The organism is Acrocarpospora catenulata, assembly GCF_018476525.1.
Taxonomy (GTDB): domain Bacteria; phylum Actinomycetota; class Actinomycetes; order Streptosporangiales; family Streptosporangiaceae; genus Acrocarpospora; species Acrocarpospora catenulata.
In genome coordinates this window covers 29,717-46,726 of record NZ_JAHCST010000060.1, presented here as the reverse complement: position 1 = coordinate 46,726, position 17,010 = coordinate 29,717, and the positions used below count along the sequence as shown (strand labels likewise).

The window sequence follows — 17,010 nt, the reverse complement described above, 5'->3', positions numbered from 1 at the left end:
CGGCCCGCGGCGGCGCCGCGGGCCGTTTCTTGCTGCTGTACGCCTTCCGCCCACGCATTAGGCTGGACAGCGTCCCGCCCGTGACAACGCTGGAGTGACCATGCTCTACAGCCTCCTGGACTACATCTTCTGGGGCCTGGCCATCGCGGCGTTCGGCATGTCCGTGTGGGCGCTGGTCCACGCGATCCGGACCCCGGCCCGCGCCTTCCCAGCAGCGGGCAAGCTGTCCAAGAACCTCTGGCTCGTCTTCACCGGCCTGGCCACCATCTTCACCCTCGCCTCGGCCAGCGGCTACCTCGGCGTGGGGTTCGCGATGCTGAACATCTTCACCATCGCCTCGGTGATCGCCTCCGGCATCTATCTGGCCGACGTGAAGCCGGCCGTCAACGAGTACCGGGGCGGCGGCAGCAGCCAGGGCCCCTACGGCCCCTGGTAGGCCCCGTAGAGCGGCGCAGGCTCCGGCACCTCGGGGACCACGCTCCGGGCCCGCAGCGTGCTCACCAGCCAGGCGGCCAGTTTCCGGTGTCCCGCCTCGGTGGGGTGGGTGCCGTCCGGGAGCAGCAGCCGGTCGCCGGCCCATTTCTCGGTGAGCGGGTCCAGGAACGGCACCCCGGCCAGCCAGGCGGCCCGGGCGATCGCGTCCCTGGTCCGGTAGACCGCCTTGGGCGGGTGGCGTAGCCAGATCGGCCCGACCACGACCAGCTTGGCCCGGGGCCAGCGCTGCCGCACCCGATGGATCAACTGGGTGGCGGCGTCGCGCACCTTGGTGGCGGATCTGCCCCGGTCGTTGTGGCCACCGGAGAGCAGCACCAGGTCGGGCTCGGGGCGCCAGGACAGTTCCTGGACGAAGGACTGCTGGAAGCTCCGGTTCACCTTGCCGTCGGCCACGAAGCCGATGCCCTTGGCCCCGGCCGTGATCAGCTGCCAGCCGAGGGTGCGGGCGGCCAGGGCCGGATAGGTCTGCCAGGCCGGGACGGGCCCGGAGCCCACCGCGAAGCTGTCCCCCACCACCATCACCACGGCCGGCCGCTCCGGGGGCGGCACCGGCCAGGCCGGGTCGGGCACGTCGGCGGCGGCGCCCGCGCAGCCGGTGAGCAGGATCGCCGCCATCAGAATTCCCGCCGCGCGCATGCCGTGAAGTCTAGCGATTACAGCCAGTCACGTTTGCGGAACTGCCAGTAGAGCGCGCCCGCGGCGGCCGCCCAGATCAGGGTGGACGCCCAGAATCCCCAGATCTGCTGCGCCCCCGGGTAGGGCACGTTCTGCCCGTAGAAGCCGGTGATCGCGGTGGGCACCGCGATGATCGCCGCCCAGCTGGTCACCCGCTTCATGATCAGGTTCATCCGGTTGTTCTGCATGGTCATATGGGCCTCCCGGATGTTGCCCACCAGGTCGCGGAGCGAGTCCGTCCACTCCGCGACGCGGAGCGCGTGGTCGTACACATCCTGGAAGTACGGCGCGAGGGTGCTGTCTCTGACCAGGTCGTTGCGCCGGAACAGGCTGGTCACGATCTCCCGCATCGGCATCGCCACCCGGCGGAAGGTGACCAGGCTCCGGCGCAGCTCGAAGGTGCGGCGCACTTCGGCCTGGTCGGGGACCTGCTCGTCGAAGAGCTTGTCCTCCAGGCGCTCGATCTTCTCGTCCATGGCCTGCACCACGTCGAACTGGTTGTCCACCACGTAGTCGAGCAGGCCGTGCAGCAGGAACATGACCCCGTGCTCGGCGAGACCGGCCGAGGCGTCCCACCGCCGGGCGATCTCCTCGATCGAGAACCGGTCCGAGTCGCGGACGGTGACCAGGGCGTTGGAGGTGATGAAGGCCGAGCCCTGGACCATGTCCAGGCCGCCGGTTTCGGGGTCGAAGAACGTGGCGTACACGTTGAGGAACATGTGCGAGTCGTACATGTCCAGCTTGGGGCGCTGGTTGGGGGTGAGCACACTGCGGATGGCCAGCTCGTGCAGGCCGAGCTCCTCGCTGATCATGTCCAGTTCGTGCTCGTCCGGGCTGCACAGGTCGAACCAGACCACCGCGTCCCGCTCGGCCAGATGGTCGGAGATCTCGGCGATGGGGAAGCCCTCGGCCTCCAGCTTCCCATTCCGGTAGAGCCGGGTCAGGGGGACGGTGCTCGGCGCCATCCGCTCAGCGTACTCCGGCCGCTATCGTGGCGGCCCATGGGGAAAATCGCCCGGTTACTGGGGCCGATGCTACTTCTGCTGGTCTTCGCCCGCCCGGCCGCCGCGGACACCGCCGCCGTGACCCTCACGCTGGGCCGGGACGGCGTGCTGCACGTGCGCGAGGAGGTGACGCTGGCGGGCGGCGCGGTGACCAGGACGCCGCCGCTGCGGGCGCGGCTGGACGACAGCAACGACCGCGTCTACCGGATCAGCAACGTCAAGGGCGCCACCTTCGACGGGACCACGCTCACCATCGCCGCCAGCGGGACCGTGGAGTACGACGTGACCGGCGCGGTCACCCCCGTGGCCGGGGGCGAGGAACTGCGCTGGTTCGCCGCCTCGGGGCCGCTGGAGACGGTCACCGTCCGGGTGACCGGACCGGCCCAGGTGCGCAGCCTGGCCTGCTTCGCCGGGGACCTGACCGGCGCCATCGGCTGCACCGCCGCCGCCATGGACGAGGCCGCCGAGTACGCCGAGTTCGAGCAGCAGGGGCTGGCCGCCGGTCAGCTGCTCACCGTCGTGGTCGGCTTCCCCGCCGGGACCACCGGCGCCACCCCGCTGCTGGAGCACCGTTTCTCGCTGGCCACCGCGTTCACCCTCGACGTGGTCACCGGCGGGTCGCTGGTGCTGCTGCTGGTGCTGCTGCTCGGCGGGCTCTGGCTGGTCTACTGGACGCGCGGCCGGGACGCCCGGGTGATCGGCGCCGAGTCCGGGTCGCACGCCGCGCGGGAGGGCGGCAGGTTCACCCCGCCCGACGGGGTACGGCCGGGGCAGATCGGCACCCTCATCGACGAGCAGGCCGACGTGATCGACGTCACGGCCACCGTCGTGGACCTGGCGGTGCGCGGGTACCTGCGCGTCGACGAGCAGCCCAGGCAGGCCTACGACGCGCCGGACTGGCTGCTGGTGAAGCTGCCGAAGGCGCCGGTGGCGGAGCTCCTGCCGTACGAGCGGGAGCTGTACGAGGCGATCTTCGACCTGCGGGACGCGGTGCTCCTCTCCCAGCTGGCCGGCGGGTTCAGCGCCGGTCTCGGACGGGTAAGGGACGCCCTCTACCGGGATGTCGTCAAGCAGGGCTGGTTCGCGCGGCGGCCGGACGCGGTGCGGTCGCGGTGGACGGTGCTCGGCATCCTGGTGACCGTGCTCGGCCTGGCGGGGACGGTGGCGCTCGCCCTCTTCACCACCTACGGCCTGCTGGGGCTCGCCGTGATCATCGCGGGTGCGGCGATCACCGTGGGCGGCCAGTACATGCCCGCCAAGACCGCGCTCGGGGCCACCGCGCTCGCGCACACCCTGGGCTTCCGGGAGTACCTGGCCTCCGGCGACGTCGGGGACGTACCCGCCGCCGAACGTACCGAACTGTTCTCCCGCTACCTGCCGTACGCGGTGATCTTCGACAGCGTGGACCGGTGGGCGCGGGTGGTGGCGTCGATCACCACCGAGGGCGACAACCTGTACTGGTACCACGGGCCCGCCGAGTGGGACCTGTCCAAGTTCGCCGCTTCGATGCGGACCTTCGTCATGACCACCTCGGGAGCGATCTCCCCCGCCCGTCAGTTCAGGACGTTCTGACCCGGATCTCGCCCACGGGCAGGCCCCCGCCGAGCACGGGCGGGCGTTCCAGCTCGGCGAGCTCCGGGGCGTCGAAGCCCAGGGCGCGGAGCGCGGCGATCGTGACGGGGACGCGGGCCCGGTAGGCGCCGTCCACGACCTTGACGACCGCCGCCCGGCCGTCCTCGTGCGCCAGCGCGTGGTACGCCTCCGCGCCCTCCTTGACCATCAGGCCGGGCACGGCGCGCATCAGGCGGGTCTCGGGGCTGGCGGTGCCGCTGGTGTACTCGGGGTGGGCGCGTACCGCGTCGGCCACGCGGCGCTCCAGGGAGCCGGGACTGGCCAGGGTGAGGCGGCGGAAGGCGCGGGCCAGGCCGGTCATCGAGCAGAAGAACAGGGGCGCGCCGCAGCCGTCCACGCCGGTGGCGGGCACCCGCTCGGAGGTGAACTCCTCCACGACGGCTCTGATCGTCTTCTGCAGGGGGTGCGTCGGGTCGCGGTAGTCGTCCAGCGGCCAGTCGTTGGCGGCGCAGGTGGCGAGCATGGCGGCGTGCTTGCCTGAGCAGTTCATCGCCACTCTGGACCGTTGCTGGACCGCCCGGTCGTGGGGGAAGTCCTCCGGGCAGCGCAGCGCCGACTCCTCCAGGCCGGCGTCGGCCAGGATCTTCCGTGTCCCCTGGAGGTGGAAGTCCTCCCCGTAGTGGCTGCCGCAGGCCAGCGCCAGCAGTTCGGGTTCCAGGCTGAGGCCCGCGCTCAGCATGCCCAGGGCCTGGAGCGGCTTCATGGAGGACCTTGGGGAGGAGGGGGTGTCCACCTCGCCGTGTACCCGTACCGGCCTGCCGTCGGCGTCCACGGCGATCATCCGCGCCCGGTGCACCGACTCGACGAAGCCGGAGCGGACCACCTCCACGATCAGTTCTGACATGCCCGAAAGTCTACGGAGTCCGAATTGGCCCCACGCCCGGGAACCTGTGGGAGTGCGCTGGGCCGGATATCATCCGGCCCATGCGTGCGGTGGTTCAGCGGGTGAGTTCGGCGTCGGTGACGGTGGACGGGGCTACGGTCGGCGCGATCGACTCCCCCGGTCTCCTGGTTCTCGTCGGGGTCACCCACACCGACACGCCGGCCGAAGCCGTCAAGCTGGCGGGCAAACTCTGGGGTCTGCGCATCCTGGACGGCGAGAAGTCCTGCTCGGACATCGCGGCGCCGCTCCTGGTCATCAGCCAGTTCACCCTCTACGGCGACACCCGCAAGGGCCGCCGCCCGACCTGGCAGGCAGCAGCCCCCGGCCCGGTCGCCGAACCCCTGGTGGAGGCGGTCGTCGCCGCGTTGCGCTCGCTCGGCGCGCACGTCGAGACCGGCAGGTTCGGGGCCGACATGAAGGTCAGCCTCGTCAACGACGGCCCCATCACCCTCGTGCTCGACGTCTGACCCGCCGCCTATTTGATCCTTCTGCGCAGCGCGGGATCGATGGTGACATTGCGGCCCGCGTCCGGCGGCACGATGACCTCCTGGGTGGCCGGCACGCCGCCCGCCACCAGTTCGGCGTCGACCGGGACCGTGCGCTTGACCAGGGCCAGGGCGATGGGGCCGAGCTCGTAGTGGCGGGCCGAGCTGCCGATGAAGCCGATCTGGCCGGGCGTGGCGGAGCCTTCGGTGGCGCCTTCCATCGCGGTGGCCGGATCCGCCTCCGCCGGGCTGCTCACGCCGAGGGTGACCGGGGTTCCGTGCGGCGGGAGGGTGTCGGCGCTGCCGTCGAGGTGGAGGAAGACCAGGCGGCGGGGCGGATGGCCGAGGTTGTGCACCCGGGCCACCGTTTCCTGGCCGCGGTAGCAGCCCTTGGACAGGTGCACGGCGCTGTCGATCCAGCCGACCTCGTGCGGAATCGCCTTGTGGTCGGTGTCGAAGCCGAGCCGGGGAATGTGGGCCTCGATCCGCAGCGCCTCGTACGCCCAGAGGCCGGCAGGCCGGCTGACGACGTTCGCCAGTTCGGCGCGGGGCACGAGGACGTCGGCGCCCATCAGGATGGAGCCCTCCGGGAAGGCGACGTCCCCCTTGTCCGTGGGGGCCGCGCTGACCTTGCCGTTGGGCGCGCCGGAAACGACCGCGTACGCCTCGGTGAGATCGTCGATCTCAACCCGAAGCATGAAGCGCATCTTCTCCAGGTACGCCACGAGCTGCGCGGCGGTGCCGGGTTCGACATGCATCCAGACCGCGTCACCGTCATCCACCAGGGTGAGGTGATGTTCGACCCGCCCCTGCGGGTCAAGGATCAGCGACTGGGTGACCGTGCCCGGGGGGAGATTGTCCAGCTTCTGCGAGCTCAGATTGTTGAGCCAGCTCAGCCGGTCGACCCCCGACACCCGGACGACTTCCCGGTTACTCCGGTCGACCAGCGCCGCACCCCGCAGCAGCGCCCGCTGCTCCCCATAAAGATCACCATAATGAGCGGCCACCGCCTCGTCGGGCGCCTGCCCGGCCACCGCTCCGGCCACATCCAGCAAAGGGCTACGCATGCCTCAAGGCTATGCCCTGTGCCATGCGCACTCAGCGGCAGCGGGTGCAGCGGCCGAAGATGGTCAGGTGGTGGACGTCGGTGGCGAAGCCGAGCTGGGTGTCGAGGGCGTCGACCATGGTCTGCACCAGGTGGGGCGGGGCTTCGACGATGTCGCCGCAGCCTCGGCAGACGAGGTGGATGTGGTCGGCGTCGGCGGCCAGGTGGTAGGTGGGGGCGCCGTGGGACAGGTGGGTGTGGGTGACCAGGCCCAGCTCTTCCAGGAGTTCCAGGGTGCGGTAGACCGTGGAGATGTTCACGCCTCTGGCGGTCTGCTGGACCTTGGCGCTGATGTCCTCCGGCGTGGCGTGACCGAGCTCGCCGACCGCCTCCAGGACCAGTTGCCGCTGGGGGGTGACGCGATATCCCTTTGCCCTCAGTTCTTCATGCCACGTCTCCGTCATGACCGGATTTTATTCGCTTGCCCGCCCCGGAGAGCTCGCATAACGTGTGGATCACGCAGAGAGGAGGTGGTCCAGACAATGGTTGATCATGAATGGGCTAGCGAGGTGGCTGCCCGCTAGGGCCTCATGAACCCGGACCAGCTCCGGATTCACGCGGTCCAGCGTAAATCCAGCAGACACCGGAACCCCGGGCAGTCGGCGGCGGAGGATGTGTTCCTCGGCCATTGGTCCAGCCGACCCGCGTGACGGCTCCAGCCGATATCCGCGGAGAACGCCCGGGGTTCTCACATGTGCAACGTGTATCCGCGGGTGTCGAGGTCGAGCGCGAGCGTCTCCCGGCGGTCGAAGCCGGCGAAGACCACCTCCGGCCAGTCTTCGAACCGCGCCGGAGTTCCCGCCGGAATGCCGTGACCGGGAACGATGATCTGCTCCAGGTGGGCCAGGTCCCCCCGATGCCGCAGCAGTCCGGAGAAATCGAACCGATCAGCGCCGTTGACCTTCCACAGGTCAAGCGTGGCCAACTGCCCGACGATCGGGGACCCACTCAGCTCTGCCGGATCCACCTCCGTCTCCCATAGCGCGAGATGACGAAGGGCAGGCAGGGAGAGACCCGCCAGCAGGCCGTCCGAGCCGGCCCCGTACGTCACGAGTGTGCGCAACCGCGGCGCCCCATCCCGGAGAAGTCCGGCGACCTCCCCCGCCTGGCACTCCAACGCCCGCAGACCGGGATACCGCCCCGCCACCGGCGCCTCGGCGACATCGTCCCGCTGGGTCCACAGACACAGATGGGTGAGCCGGTCGGCGGCGGAGTACTCCCGCAGAACCGGGTCGAGATGCCCCGTACCGCTCCAGGTACGAACCCGCAGCGACCGCAACCGACTCATGTGCCCACTCGCCAGCAGGCTCCGCAGCCGGTGCCGTCCCATGAGATCGGCCCGCCACGGCTCCCGCCTCGCGTCGAAACCCAGACGGCTCGGCGACATGCCCTTGGCGGTGGCCAGACCATCCACGATCGAGACCACGTCGTGGCCCTCAACGTAGGCGTGCACCGCCGGCCCATCCGGAACCAGCAGAAGATGTTCGTCGAAGAGGGTGTGCCGAGCCACCTGCACTTGCCGGTCCTCGCCCGGCGCCGCCTGATCGAACCCCCACAGCCGCAGCGCCTGCTCCTCGATCACCGCGCCGCTCACGCCCCCCACCATCGCGGCGAACGCGAACGCGAACCCGGAGTCATCCACCGGAGTACCGAGCACACTGCGCGCGGCCGCCCGCGTACGCGGCGCGTACCCGTCGGCGACATGCCTCTCCAGCGCCAACTCGAAGTGCACGGCCGCGACGTCCTGATCCACCTCGTCGATCAGGACGTCAACCCGGCTCCCCCACCGCTCACTGACCCGCGCCCCCTGCCGGCGTAACTCCAGACGGCCACCATCCGGCCCAACCAGCGGCACCGTCACATCGGGGGGAATCACGACCGCGGTCAGTGGCCTCTGGCGGGGATTCCGAGGAGGTCGCAGGACTCTTTGTAGAGGCGGACGACCTCCTGGCGGACCTGGGCGCGTTCGGTCAGCGTGGTGCTCCAGGGGATGCGGATCTCCTCGCCGTCCGCCTCGAAGTAGATGGCCTCGGCGTCGATGTCGCTGGTACGGGCGGAAGTGGCGTCGGGACGCCCGCCGAGCGCCCGGACGATGAGGAGACCGTCCTCGGCATGGTCCTCATTCATATGACGTTTGATGGCTTCGACGACTTCAGCACTGAATGTCATGAAAAATCACCTTATTCGCCGGTGAACTCGGCGACCTTCTTGAGCTCGGCGGAAGCGTGGGACTGCAACGGCTGGCCCACCGCCGCCATGTCGTAGGCGTACATGAGGTTGCCGTTGACCAGGCCGTACAACCGCCGCCCTGCGGAGTACTCCTTGGCCGTCGCGGTCCGCGCCACCACGTCCGTCTGAAGCTCGATCTTGTGGAACACCACCTCCCCGACGTAGATCTCCACGATCCCGGTCGGATGCGCCAGGCACACCTCAAGCTGCCGCCCCGGCTGGATCCGCCAGAACCCGGTCTCCCGCGACAACGGCCGCACCTTGCCGCCGTCCGTGTCCAGCAGCCAGGTCCGGCTCTGGTACGTCAGGAACGGCTTGCCGTTGTGCCCGAAGACGATCTCCTGCCCGAAGTTGGCGCTCTCGATGGTGGGGTAACCGATGACCCCGGCGCCCTCCCAGTGCCCGAGCAGGAAGGCGATCGGTTCAAGATCAGGGTGCACGTCCATAACAAATAACCCTAGTTCTCCCCTGACGTACCCGGCGTTAGGCTGCCAGCATGGCACGCCAACTAGTGATCAAGGTGACAGCGGGCGCGGACGCGCCCGAGAGGTGTAACCAGGCGTTCACGGTGGCCACCGCGGCCCTGGTCAGCGGTGTCCCGGTATCGCTCTGGCTGACCGGAGAGTCGGCCTGGTTCGCCCTGCCCGGGCGGGCCAAGGAGTTCGACCTGGCCGAGGCCGCCCCGCTGGAGGATCTCCTCAGCGCGGTCCTGGCAGGTGGCAGGGTGACCCTCTGCACCCAGTGCGCCGCCCGTCGCGGCATCACGGTGGACGACGTGATCGAGGGCGTCCGCATCGCCGGCGCTCCCACCTTCGTGGAGGAGATCCTCCAAGAAGGCGCCCAAGCGCTCGTCTACTAGCCGCACCCCCTCAAACGGGGGGATCTCCTCGTCCGACCGCACCCCTGCTCAAGGGATACCTTCCTTCGTTCCCCGGCCCGAAAGTTAACGGCATCGGCAAGAACGAAGGAGAGAGAAATGAAGGAAAAGATCGGGCGGGGAATCCTCGCGGGCGCGGCAGTGATCGTCGCCATGACGGCCGCGCTGCTCGTGCCCGCCGCGGCCGCGAACGCCGCCGCGCCCTGCAACCTGCTGGAGGGCTGGTGCGACAAGGAGAGCTACGTCAACCTGGACCCGAAGAAGGCGCTGGAACCCACGCTCGCGTGCCCGAGCCGAGCCCCGTACATCACGAGCCTGAGCTACCAGAACACCGCTGGGTTCGGGCAGGTCGATCCCGTCCGGATTCTCGAGCTGTCGGCCGACCACACGCGCCTGAACCTGCGGCTGGAGAACCCGCTGGAGCGCCAGAAGGTCATCGGCACGCTCTACTGGACCTGCAGGAACGTGGCCACCGCGGATGTCCCCTACAGCTTCCTGGGCTAGAAAACCCGCCCGGACGACGAAGACCGGCGGCAACCGCCGCCGGTCTCTCCGCTGCCACCGCGGTCACAACACGGCTGCGAGGCGTTCCTGCCGCAGGCGTTCGTACCAGGTGTCGTCGATCGGGGGCAGCGGCCCCATCGCCCAGGTCAGCAGGAGGTCGGCGAGTGCGGGGTTGCGCGCCAGGGCCGGCCCGTGCAGGTACGTGCCGACCACCTTGCCGGCGTAGCAGCCCTCGGTGCCGTCGCCGTTTCCGGTGCCCACCACGGTCCGGGAGAGCGGCCGGACGCCCGGCCCAAGCCGGGTGACGCCCATGTGGTTCTCGAAGCCGGTCAGCGTCGGCAGCCCCAGGCCGGGGTCCACCTCGGCCGCGAGTTCGCCCACCGCGCGCCGCTCGCCACGGCCGGAGCTGATGTCAATCAGTTCGATTCCGGCCACCGGCTGGCCTTCCTCGCCGCCGAACACCGAGCCCATGATCTGGTAGCCGGCGCAGACGGCCAGCAGCGCCGCCCCGCGCTCGATGGCCCGGTGCAGGCCACCGTCCCGGCGCAACCGCTCGGCGCCCAGGATCTGCGGCCGGTCCTCGCCGCCGCCGATCAGGTAGATGTCGCCCTGCTCCGGCACCGGGTCGGAGGAGCGGACGTGCACGGTCTCCACGGGGATGCCCCGCCGCCTGGCCCGCTGCTCCAGCACGAGCACGTTGCCCTGGTCCCCGTACGTGCTCAACAAGTCCGGATAAATCCAGACGATTCGCAGGTTACTCTGCACGGCCGAACTCCGTCCGGATCGCCTGGAAGGCGGTGTAGTTGGCAATCACGTCGATGTCCCCGGGCGGCAGCGCGGCCACCGCCTGCGCGAACGACTCGGCCAGCGTGAACGGCACCTCGGCCACGTCCAGCCGGAGCGCCAGGTCCAGCCGCCGCTCCCCGGTCACGTAGACCGGGCGCCCGCCCAGGATGCGGTAGTCCACGTCCCAGAGCCAGGAGGTGTCCCGCCCGTCCGGGCCCTGCGCGTTCACCGACAGGATGATCGGCCGCTCGGCGCTGGACACGTCGAACGCCTCCAGCCAACCGGCCGGGTTCTTGGCCAGCAGCAGCCGCAGCGAGCGCCCGTCGCGCGCCACCGTGGTGTAACGCCCGGCCACCGAGGTGACCTCGCGCAGCCGGGGCAGCGCCTGGTGCGGCAGCAGGCCGAACGCCTCGGCGGTGGCCAGCGCGATGACCGCGTTGGACCGGTTGGCCTGGCCGGGCAGCTTCAGGTTGAGCCGCCAGCGCTCGCCGCGCGGGTCGATCGCGTCCTCGTCGTCCAGCACCCAGTTGGGCTCGGGGCGGTGGAAGGTGCACTCCCGGCAGGCCCAGTCGGCGCCCTTGCGGTCCAGCGGGCCACCGCACTCGGGGCAGCACCAGGAGTCCTCCCGCCAGCGCTGCCCCCCGGCCACCCAGGTCACCCGCGCGGCGGTGGAGGCCCCCCAGGTCACCAGCGGATCGTCGCAGTTGGCGATCACGTGCGCGGGCTTGCCGGCCAGGGCGCGGCGCCACTTCTGGGCCAGCAGCCAGATCTCGGCCGCCCGGTCCATCTGGTCCCGGCTCAGGTTCATCAGCACGACCACGCCGGCCCCGGTGTTGTCCAGCACCTCCGGCAGGTACTTCTCGTCCACCTCGAGCACCGCGTACGGCGCGTCCTTGGCGGCCGACAGAGCCGAGACGTGACCGGCGGGCATGTTGGCGCCGAACGCGTTGCTGGCCACATCGCCCAGCTCGCGGAGCGCCGCCGTGATCAACCGGGTGGTGGTGGTCTTGCCGTTGGTGGCGCTGACCAGGGCCAGGCGGCGGTCGGCCGCCAGTTTGCGGAGCAGGTCGGGTTCCAGCAACAGGCTGACCCGCCCGCCGATCACCGATCCGTCGCCCCGCCCGGTGGCCCGGGAGAGCGTCGCGGCCGTCCGGCCGAGGGCACTGGCGAGCTGCGCCCGCAGCGGCAACTGGCTCACGCGGCCCTCATCTCATCACGCTGCCTCATGCCGAGATCCTAGCCGCGTCAGAAGGTCAGGAAACGGGCGCCTCGATGAAGGACAGCTCAGCGGGGGTGTCTCCGTCGAACGGCAGCACGAACCGGCGCGGCCAGGACAGCACCGTCTCCAGCCAGCCCGCGCCCATGGTCTGCGCCACGTGACGCACCCGGTCCCGAGGCTCCACCCCGATGGCCACGGTGGCGATGTCCCGCTCGAAGCCCTCGTGCTCGTCGTCGCCGAGGATGACCCGCCAGGCCAGCGCCCGGTTCCGGTCCACCTCCATGGACAGCGGGTGGTGCCGCAGCGCCTTGGCCCGGTGCCCGAGCAGTTCGGTCCGCGCCGTGCCCTCCCCGCCGCCGTTCACCCCTTGGTGCGGGTACGGCCGGCCCGCCGCGTCCGTCCCGAACAGCGCGTACTCCATGGTCGGCGCCGGGCTGCGCAGGTTCGGCGCCGGATGCCCGAACGGGAACAGCCGGTCCACCTCGTGCAGCCACCGCATCTGCGGGATCACCCAGGCCGGGCCCGGCCGCTCCCCCGCCTGGAGCGGCGGGTCCTCGCCGCCGAGCAGCCCGGCCGCCACCTCGGCGGCCTTCTCGGTGAGCAGCGCCGGGTCGAACCAGGTCCGCAGCGACCAGGAGCGGCGCGCCACGCTCCGCTCCACCAGCGTGGCCAGCAGGCACTCCCGCCGCCGTGGCGGCAGCTCCGACCAGATGTCGGCCAGGATGCGCGGCACCCCGGGCAGCGACCGGTTGCTCACGAACGCCAGCACCACGGTGTCGGTCCAGATCCGCAGCCAGGCCCACTCCGGCGCCGCCGCCAGCAGGTCGGCCTCGCGTACCTCGAAGAGCGTGCACGCCTTCCCCGTGCGGCACTCGTGTCCGCAGGCGGCCGACCGCCGCGCGCAGATCGGCGGGGTGGGCCCGAGCAGCACGTGCTCCCGGTCCTCCCCCAGCGGCACCTGGACCCGGAGCGGCCGGTCCATGCCGTCGGCGAAGACCGCCGCGAACCCGGGCTGCAACGAGACCACCTGCCGGGACTGCTCCTCGCTGAGGTTCATCGCCGCCCCGACCAGCCGCCGGTCGTCCTCGGCTGGCAGCCGGTGCATGACCTTGAGCGCGGTGTTCTTGACCACGTCGGAGACCAGCTTGGTGGGGATCTGCTCGGCCACCACGATGCCGGTGCCGTACGCGCGGATCTCGGCGAGCATGCCGGCCAGCAGCTCCACCGCGTGCGTGGAGGCGCGCTGGGCGCCCCGGTCGCGGAGCAGCCGGTGCGCCTCCTCGATGACGATCACGTGCTGCAGGCCGGTGGAGCGCTCCTGCCTGGCCCGCATCCGCAGGTGCTCCACGATCCGGATGATCAGCGTGCCCATCAGGAACGCCTTGTCCTCGTCGTTGGCCACGTCCTCGATGGCCAGCACCACGTTCCGCTGGAGCAGGCCGCCGATGTCGGCCGGGTGGCCGCCCTCGAAGAACCGCCCGGCCGAGCCGACCCGCAGCGAGCGCAGCCGGAGCGTGATGAAGCCCTCCACGTCGGCCTGGACCTCGTTGCCGTACCCGATCTCCTGGATCACCTCCAGGGCGTGCTGCTGGAGCTGCTCCAGGGTGGGGATGGCGGGTTGCACGGCCGCGCCGGGGATGCCGCCGCCGGTCACCACGTCCCAGCCGTTGGCCTCGTAGACGCGTTGCAGGGCCAGCGACATGATCTGCGGGAACGGCTCCTCGGCGTCGAAGGCGGCCATGAACAGCGCCCTGACCATGTCGATGTGCGCCTGTACGGGATACCCCGGCTCTGGCGCCAGCGGGTTGACGCTGAACGGCACATTGTCCGGCGCGGACGGATTGATCACCGTGAGCGGGGCCAGTTGCTCCACCCGCCCGGCCATGGCCGCGTACTCCGACTTGGCCGGCTCGATGGCCAGCCACGGGATGCCCGCCCGGGTGAGCTGCTCAAGCAGGTGCCGTACGGTCTGCGACTTGCCGGACCCGGTGGCGCCGGTGACGAAGGCGTGCCGGTTGAGGGTGGCCAGCGGGACCCGGAAGGTGCCGACCGCGCGCTCCTGGCCGTCCATGATGGAACCCAGGTCGATCACCTCGCCGGTGCTGCTGTCGGCCTCGCTGGTGACGTCGAAGAACCCGGTGTCCAGCACCCGCACCCCGGGCACCTCCCGGCGGGGCAGCCCGGCCAGCGCGGCCAGCGCCCCGGCGGTGGCGGCGAACGGCGCGGCGGCCCCGTCGGTGGCGTCGGCGAAGTTCACGCTGAGCGCCTCGCCGAAGCCGTACACGGGCTCCACGGCGGCCGGGCGGGCGGGGCCCGACATGGCGCTGCGCAGCCGGTACGGATGGTGGCTCATCTCCACCGAGCCGACCAGCACGGGGGCGATCTGCCGCAGTTCCTCAGGACCGGCGGCCCCGGCCAGCACCCGCACGTTCCAGAGCCCGGCCTCGCGGAAGGCGTCCAGCTCCTGCATGCGCCGTTCGGCCCGTTCGGCGTCGAAGCGGGAGCGCTCCGAGGCGTCGCCGTACTGGCGCAGCACGTTGAGCTGGGTGCGCAGGTGGGAGACCTCGGCGTCGAGCAGGTCGGTGGGCTCGGCCACCACCACCCAGCCGAACGGGCGGGACATCAGGGTGGTCAGGGTCGACTCGAAGAGGGTCGGCTGCTTGGCGTCGTCCGGCTCGGGTTCCCGCCGTCCGGCCAGCGGCGGGGCCTGCCGTCCCGGGCAGGGCGTCCAGACCAGGTCGGCCAGGTCGGCCAGCCAGTCGGCGCCGATCTCGATGCCGCGGGCGCCGCCGGGGAACAGCAGCGGCTGCGGTCCGGTGGTCACCACCTCGGGGACGGCGGCGGCCCGGCGCGGCGAGCGGGGCGGGGTGAGCGGCCCGGCGTTGGTGATCAGCTCCAGGGGAGCGCCGGAGCCCCGGGAGAGCCAGCCGATCACGAAGGCCCGGTCCCGCTGCGCGGCGGAGAGCACGGCGGGCAGCACGGTGACGAAGTCCCACTCCGCCGAGGAGGTCCGCGACGGCGCGGTGATCGCCTGGATCCGGTACCACGGCCCGCTCAGGGGGAACGGTTGCATGAGCCCTCTCTCTCCACAGGCTCTCAAGGTCCTTTGACGATCATGGTCGCATGTTCGGGTTGGTGAACCTCTTACCAACCGCAGACCGAAGTCAGCGCTGGGGTTTCCGCCAGTCCAACCGGGCCGGTGGGGGCCCCAGGTTGGGCGGCGGGGCGTCCTGGTCGGGCAGCTCCGGCTGCGGCGGCGCGGGGGTGGCGGAACGGATGGCCTTCACCTCCTGAAGGGTGGTTCTGGGGAAGGTGAGGATGGCGGGGTTGGCGTCGGCCAGCCGCACCTCCCGGCCTTCGGCCGTGGCGTGGGTGACGATCACCGACGTGGTCGGCAGCTGCTGGAGCTGGTGCGGCTCGACCAGGAACTCCCTGGAGCGCTGCATGACGCCCTCGGTGACGGTGCCGGCGCTGCGACCCCACTCGGTGGACTCGGTGATCCCCTCCTTCAGGTCGCCCTCGTCCATAGGCCCCGGTTCGGCGCGGCCGGCCCCCACCGTCGAGGTGTACTGCCCGCCGCCGCCGTTCACCGCCGAGCTGACCGACTCGGTGAGCTGGGCCAGCTCCAGCCGGTGCTCGGTGCCCACGTGCTCGCTGGCCACCCGGGCGTCCTCGGCGTTGCCCAGGCGCATGAAGGCCACCGCCGCGTGCCCCCGGCCGAGGCGCTCCCGCACGGTGGGGGTCAGGCTCCGGTAGGTCAGCACCAGGCCGGTCTGCGAGGTCTCGCAGGCGTCCATCAACCGGTCCAGCACGTCGCCGCGGAGCTTGTCCGCCCCGGCGACGATGATCGTGTGGTACCACGGGCGCTCGGAGGCGGGCGACTGGCGCAGGATGTGGGTGAGCGCGGTCGCCACGTACGTGCCAAGCACCCGGTTGCCGAAGACCCCGGCCTGGCGGTCCATGCTGACCACGCGGAGCCGGGCGGGCGGCAGCCGTACCGCCTCGGTGCCGAGGGCCTCCAGCTTCCGTAACTGGGACTCCAGGGCCCAGGCGCGCTCGATCACCACCCGGTCGGCCACGCCCCGGCCGAACAGGGTGCCGATGCGCTCAAGCTGGGTGGCGGTGAGCAGGCCGAACCGCAGGTCGTCGCGGGGGTCGCCGACCTGGGCCAGAGCGCGCAGCGCGGCGGTCACCTGGCTGATCGTGGCGGTCTCGCCGAGCACTTCGAGGACCCGCTCCAGGATGGCGTTGTCGAAGCCGATGTCCCGGCTGGTCTCCTCGCTCACGCTGACCACGTGGGCCAGCACGTCGGCGAACGCCTCCGGCTTGAGGGTGGCGCCCAGATCGAGCCGGGGCAGGTCCACCGGGAGCACCCAGACCAGCGGGTCGTCGCCGCCGCGCCGGGCCAGCTCGATCAGGTCCTTGGCGATGGCGCCCTCGGACAGGTCCAGCACGGTCAGGTGGCCGCCGCTGTAGAGCCGGGTGGCGCCGATCAGGGTGATCAGCGCGGACCAGCCGGGGAGGGTGCCCCCGGCCACGTCGATCCGGTCGATGTCGTCGGGCACGGCCACCGCGTACCAGCTGATCTGCTTGTCGAAGCGGGCCTTGCGTTCGGCCCACTCCTGGTACTTCTCGGCGTGCTCGCGCTGCGCCTCGGCGATCTCCCGCTCCCGGCGGGCCCGTTCTCTGTCGGCCCTGTCCTGGCGATCCTGGACCCGCTGGCGGACCGCGCGGGTGCCCTGGTGGATGGCGTAGGTGCAGATCCCGGCCACGCCACCGGCCGCCAGCAGGCCGAGTCCGGCGAACACCCAGTCGATCATCTCGGCCAGGCCGAACACCACCAGCACCACGGCCAGACCGACCATGAAGATGCGGAAGATGCGCACCGGGCGGTTGAGCAGATCCTCCTGGAGGCGCTCCTTGCGGGCCCAGTCCGGCGCGGGGGCGGCGGTCTCCGGGGGTTCTGCGTCCTCGCGGGCGGGGCGTTTCGGCGGGGGCCCCGGGTCTGGGTGCAGCAGAGCGTACTGCCAGCCCAGGTAGATGCGATCCGCCTGAAGCTGGGCATGCTCCGGGTGCGCCTCGCCCACGAGCCCTCCATGTCCGCCCTGCGTCAAAG

At 71.1% G+C, this 17,010-nt stretch carries 17 protein-coding genes; 5 read left to right on the top strand and 12 right to left on the bottom strand.

Annotation, left to right across the window (positions count from 1 at the left end; translation table 11 throughout):
- Window positions 1–100 precede the first annotated feature (100 nt).
- Window positions 101–436, top strand: coding sequence for a DUF2516 family protein (locus tag KIP79_RS37615; RefSeq protein WP_250214473.1), 336 nt, complete (start codon window positions 101–103; stop codon window positions 434–436).
- Here KIP79_RS37615 and KIP79_RS37610 read toward each other — a convergent pair.
- Both KIP79_RS37610 and KIP79_RS37605 read right to left on the bottom strand, forming a co-directional pair.
- Window positions 421–1,131 carry an SGNH/GDSL hydrolase family protein gene (locus KIP79_RS37610; protein WP_214109770.1) on the bottom strand — a complete coding sequence of 237 codons (711 nt, stop codon included), beginning with the start codon at window positions 1,129–1,131 and terminating at the stop codon, window positions 421–423. The two genes, KIP79_RS37615 and KIP79_RS37610, sit on opposite strands and share 16 nt — an antisense overlap.
- 17 nt (window positions 1,132–1,148) lie before the next feature.
- The gene (locus KIP79_RS37605) at window positions 1,149–2,135 is read right to left on the bottom strand and encodes a magnesium transporter CorA family protein (protein WP_214109769.1); all 987 of its coding nucleotides are present in this window, start codon (window positions 2,133–2,135) and stop codon (window positions 1,149–1,151) included.
- Window positions 2,136–2,171: 36 nt separating this feature from the next.
- Between KIP79_RS37605 and KIP79_RS37600 the strand changes: the two genes are divergently transcribed.
- Entirely contained in the window at window positions 2,172–3,746 is a 1,575-nt protein-coding gene (locus tag KIP79_RS37600) for a DUF2207 domain-containing protein (protein WP_250214472.1), read from the top strand.
- Here the strand turns inward: KIP79_RS37600 and KIP79_RS37595 are convergent.
- Window positions 3,733–4,650, bottom strand: a complete 918-nt coding sequence (locus KIP79_RS37595; protein WP_214109768.1) for an asparaginase — start codon at window positions 4,648–4,650, stop codon at window positions 3,733–3,735. The two genes, KIP79_RS37600 and KIP79_RS37595, sit on opposite strands and share 14 nt — an antisense overlap.
- Before the next feature lie 80 nt (window positions 4,651–4,730).
- On the opposite strand from KIP79_RS37595, the gene dtd reads away from it, so the two are divergent.
- Window positions 4,731–5,156 (top strand): D-aminoacyl-tRNA deacylase, encoded by a 426-nt coding sequence (gene dtd / locus KIP79_RS37590; protein WP_214109767.1) that lies wholly within the window; start codon window positions 4,731–4,733, stop codon window positions 5,154–5,156.
- Window positions 5,157–5,164: 8 nt separating this feature from the next.
- Here the strand turns inward: dtd and ygfZ are convergent, their stop codons facing one another.
- The 5 genes from ygfZ to KIP79_RS37565 form a co-directional block, all read right to left on the bottom strand.
- Window positions 5,165–6,241, bottom strand: coding sequence for a CAF17-like 4Fe-4S cluster assembly/insertion protein YgfZ (gene ygfZ / locus KIP79_RS37585; RefSeq protein WP_214109766.1), 1,077 nt, complete (start codon window positions 6,239–6,241; stop codon window positions 5,165–5,167).
- A 31-nt stretch (window positions 6,242–6,272) separates the two neighbouring features.
- Complete coding sequence (locus KIP79_RS37580) at window positions 6,273–6,683, bottom strand: Fur family transcriptional regulator (protein ID WP_214109765.1); 411 nt, start codon at window positions 6,681–6,683, stop codon at window positions 6,273–6,275.
- Between the two features lie 284 nt (window positions 6,684–6,967).
- Complete coding sequence (locus KIP79_RS37575; RefSeq protein ID WP_214109764.1) at window positions 6,968–8,134, bottom strand: hypothetical protein; 1,167 nt, start codon at window positions 8,132–8,134, stop codon at window positions 6,968–6,970.
- A 29-nt stretch (window positions 8,135–8,163) separates the two neighbouring features.
- Window positions 8,164–8,448, bottom strand: a complete 285-nt coding sequence (locus tag KIP79_RS37570) for a DUF2470 domain-containing protein (protein ID WP_214109763.1) — start codon at window positions 8,446–8,448, stop codon at window positions 8,164–8,166.
- 11 nt (window positions 8,449–8,459) lie between these two features.
- The gene (locus tag KIP79_RS37565) at window positions 8,460–8,954 is read right to left on the bottom strand and encodes a heme-binding beta-barrel domain-containing protein (RefSeq protein WP_214109762.1); all 495 of its coding nucleotides are present in this window, start codon (window positions 8,952–8,954) and stop codon (window positions 8,460–8,462) included.
- Between the two features lie 50 nt (window positions 8,955–9,004).
- Here KIP79_RS37565 and KIP79_RS37560 point away from each other — a divergent pair, with 50 nt between their 5' ends.
- Entirely contained in the window at window positions 9,005–9,367 is a 363-nt protein-coding gene (locus tag KIP79_RS37560) for a DsrE family protein (RefSeq protein WP_214109761.1), read from the top strand.
- 117 nt (window positions 9,368–9,484) lie between these two features.
- The gene (locus KIP79_RS37555) at window positions 9,485–9,889 is read left to right on the top strand and encodes a hypothetical protein (RefSeq protein WP_214109760.1); all 405 of its coding nucleotides are present in this window, start codon (window positions 9,485–9,487) and stop codon (window positions 9,887–9,889) included.
- A 63-nt stretch (window positions 9,890–9,952) separates the two neighbouring features.
- On the opposite strand, the gene KIP79_RS37550 is transcribed toward KIP79_RS37555, so the two are convergent.
- The 4 genes from KIP79_RS37550 to KIP79_RS37535 form a co-directional block, all read right to left on the bottom strand.
- Window positions 9,953–10,654 (bottom strand): type 1 glutamine amidotransferase, encoded by a 702-nt coding sequence (locus KIP79_RS37550; protein ID WP_214109759.1) that lies wholly within the window; start codon window positions 10,652–10,654, stop codon window positions 9,953–9,955.
- Entirely contained in the window at window positions 10,644–11,873 is a 1,230-nt protein-coding gene (locus KIP79_RS37545; protein WP_214109758.1) for a Mur ligase family protein, read from the bottom strand. The genes KIP79_RS37550 and KIP79_RS37545 overlap by 11 nt, the downstream gene beginning before the upstream one ends.
- 55 nt (window positions 11,874–11,928) lie before the next feature.
- Window positions 11,929–14,967, bottom strand: a complete 3,039-nt coding sequence (locus KIP79_RS37540; protein ID WP_214109757.1) for an ATP-binding protein — start codon at window positions 14,965–14,967, stop codon at window positions 11,929–11,931.
- Between the two features lie 91 nt (window positions 14,968–15,058).
- The gene (locus KIP79_RS37535; RefSeq protein WP_214109756.1) at window positions 15,059–16,981 is read right to left on the bottom strand and encodes a hypothetical protein; all 1,923 of its coding nucleotides are present in this window, start codon (window positions 16,979–16,981) and stop codon (window positions 15,059–15,061) included.
- Window positions 16,982–17,010: the final 29 nt, after the last annotated feature.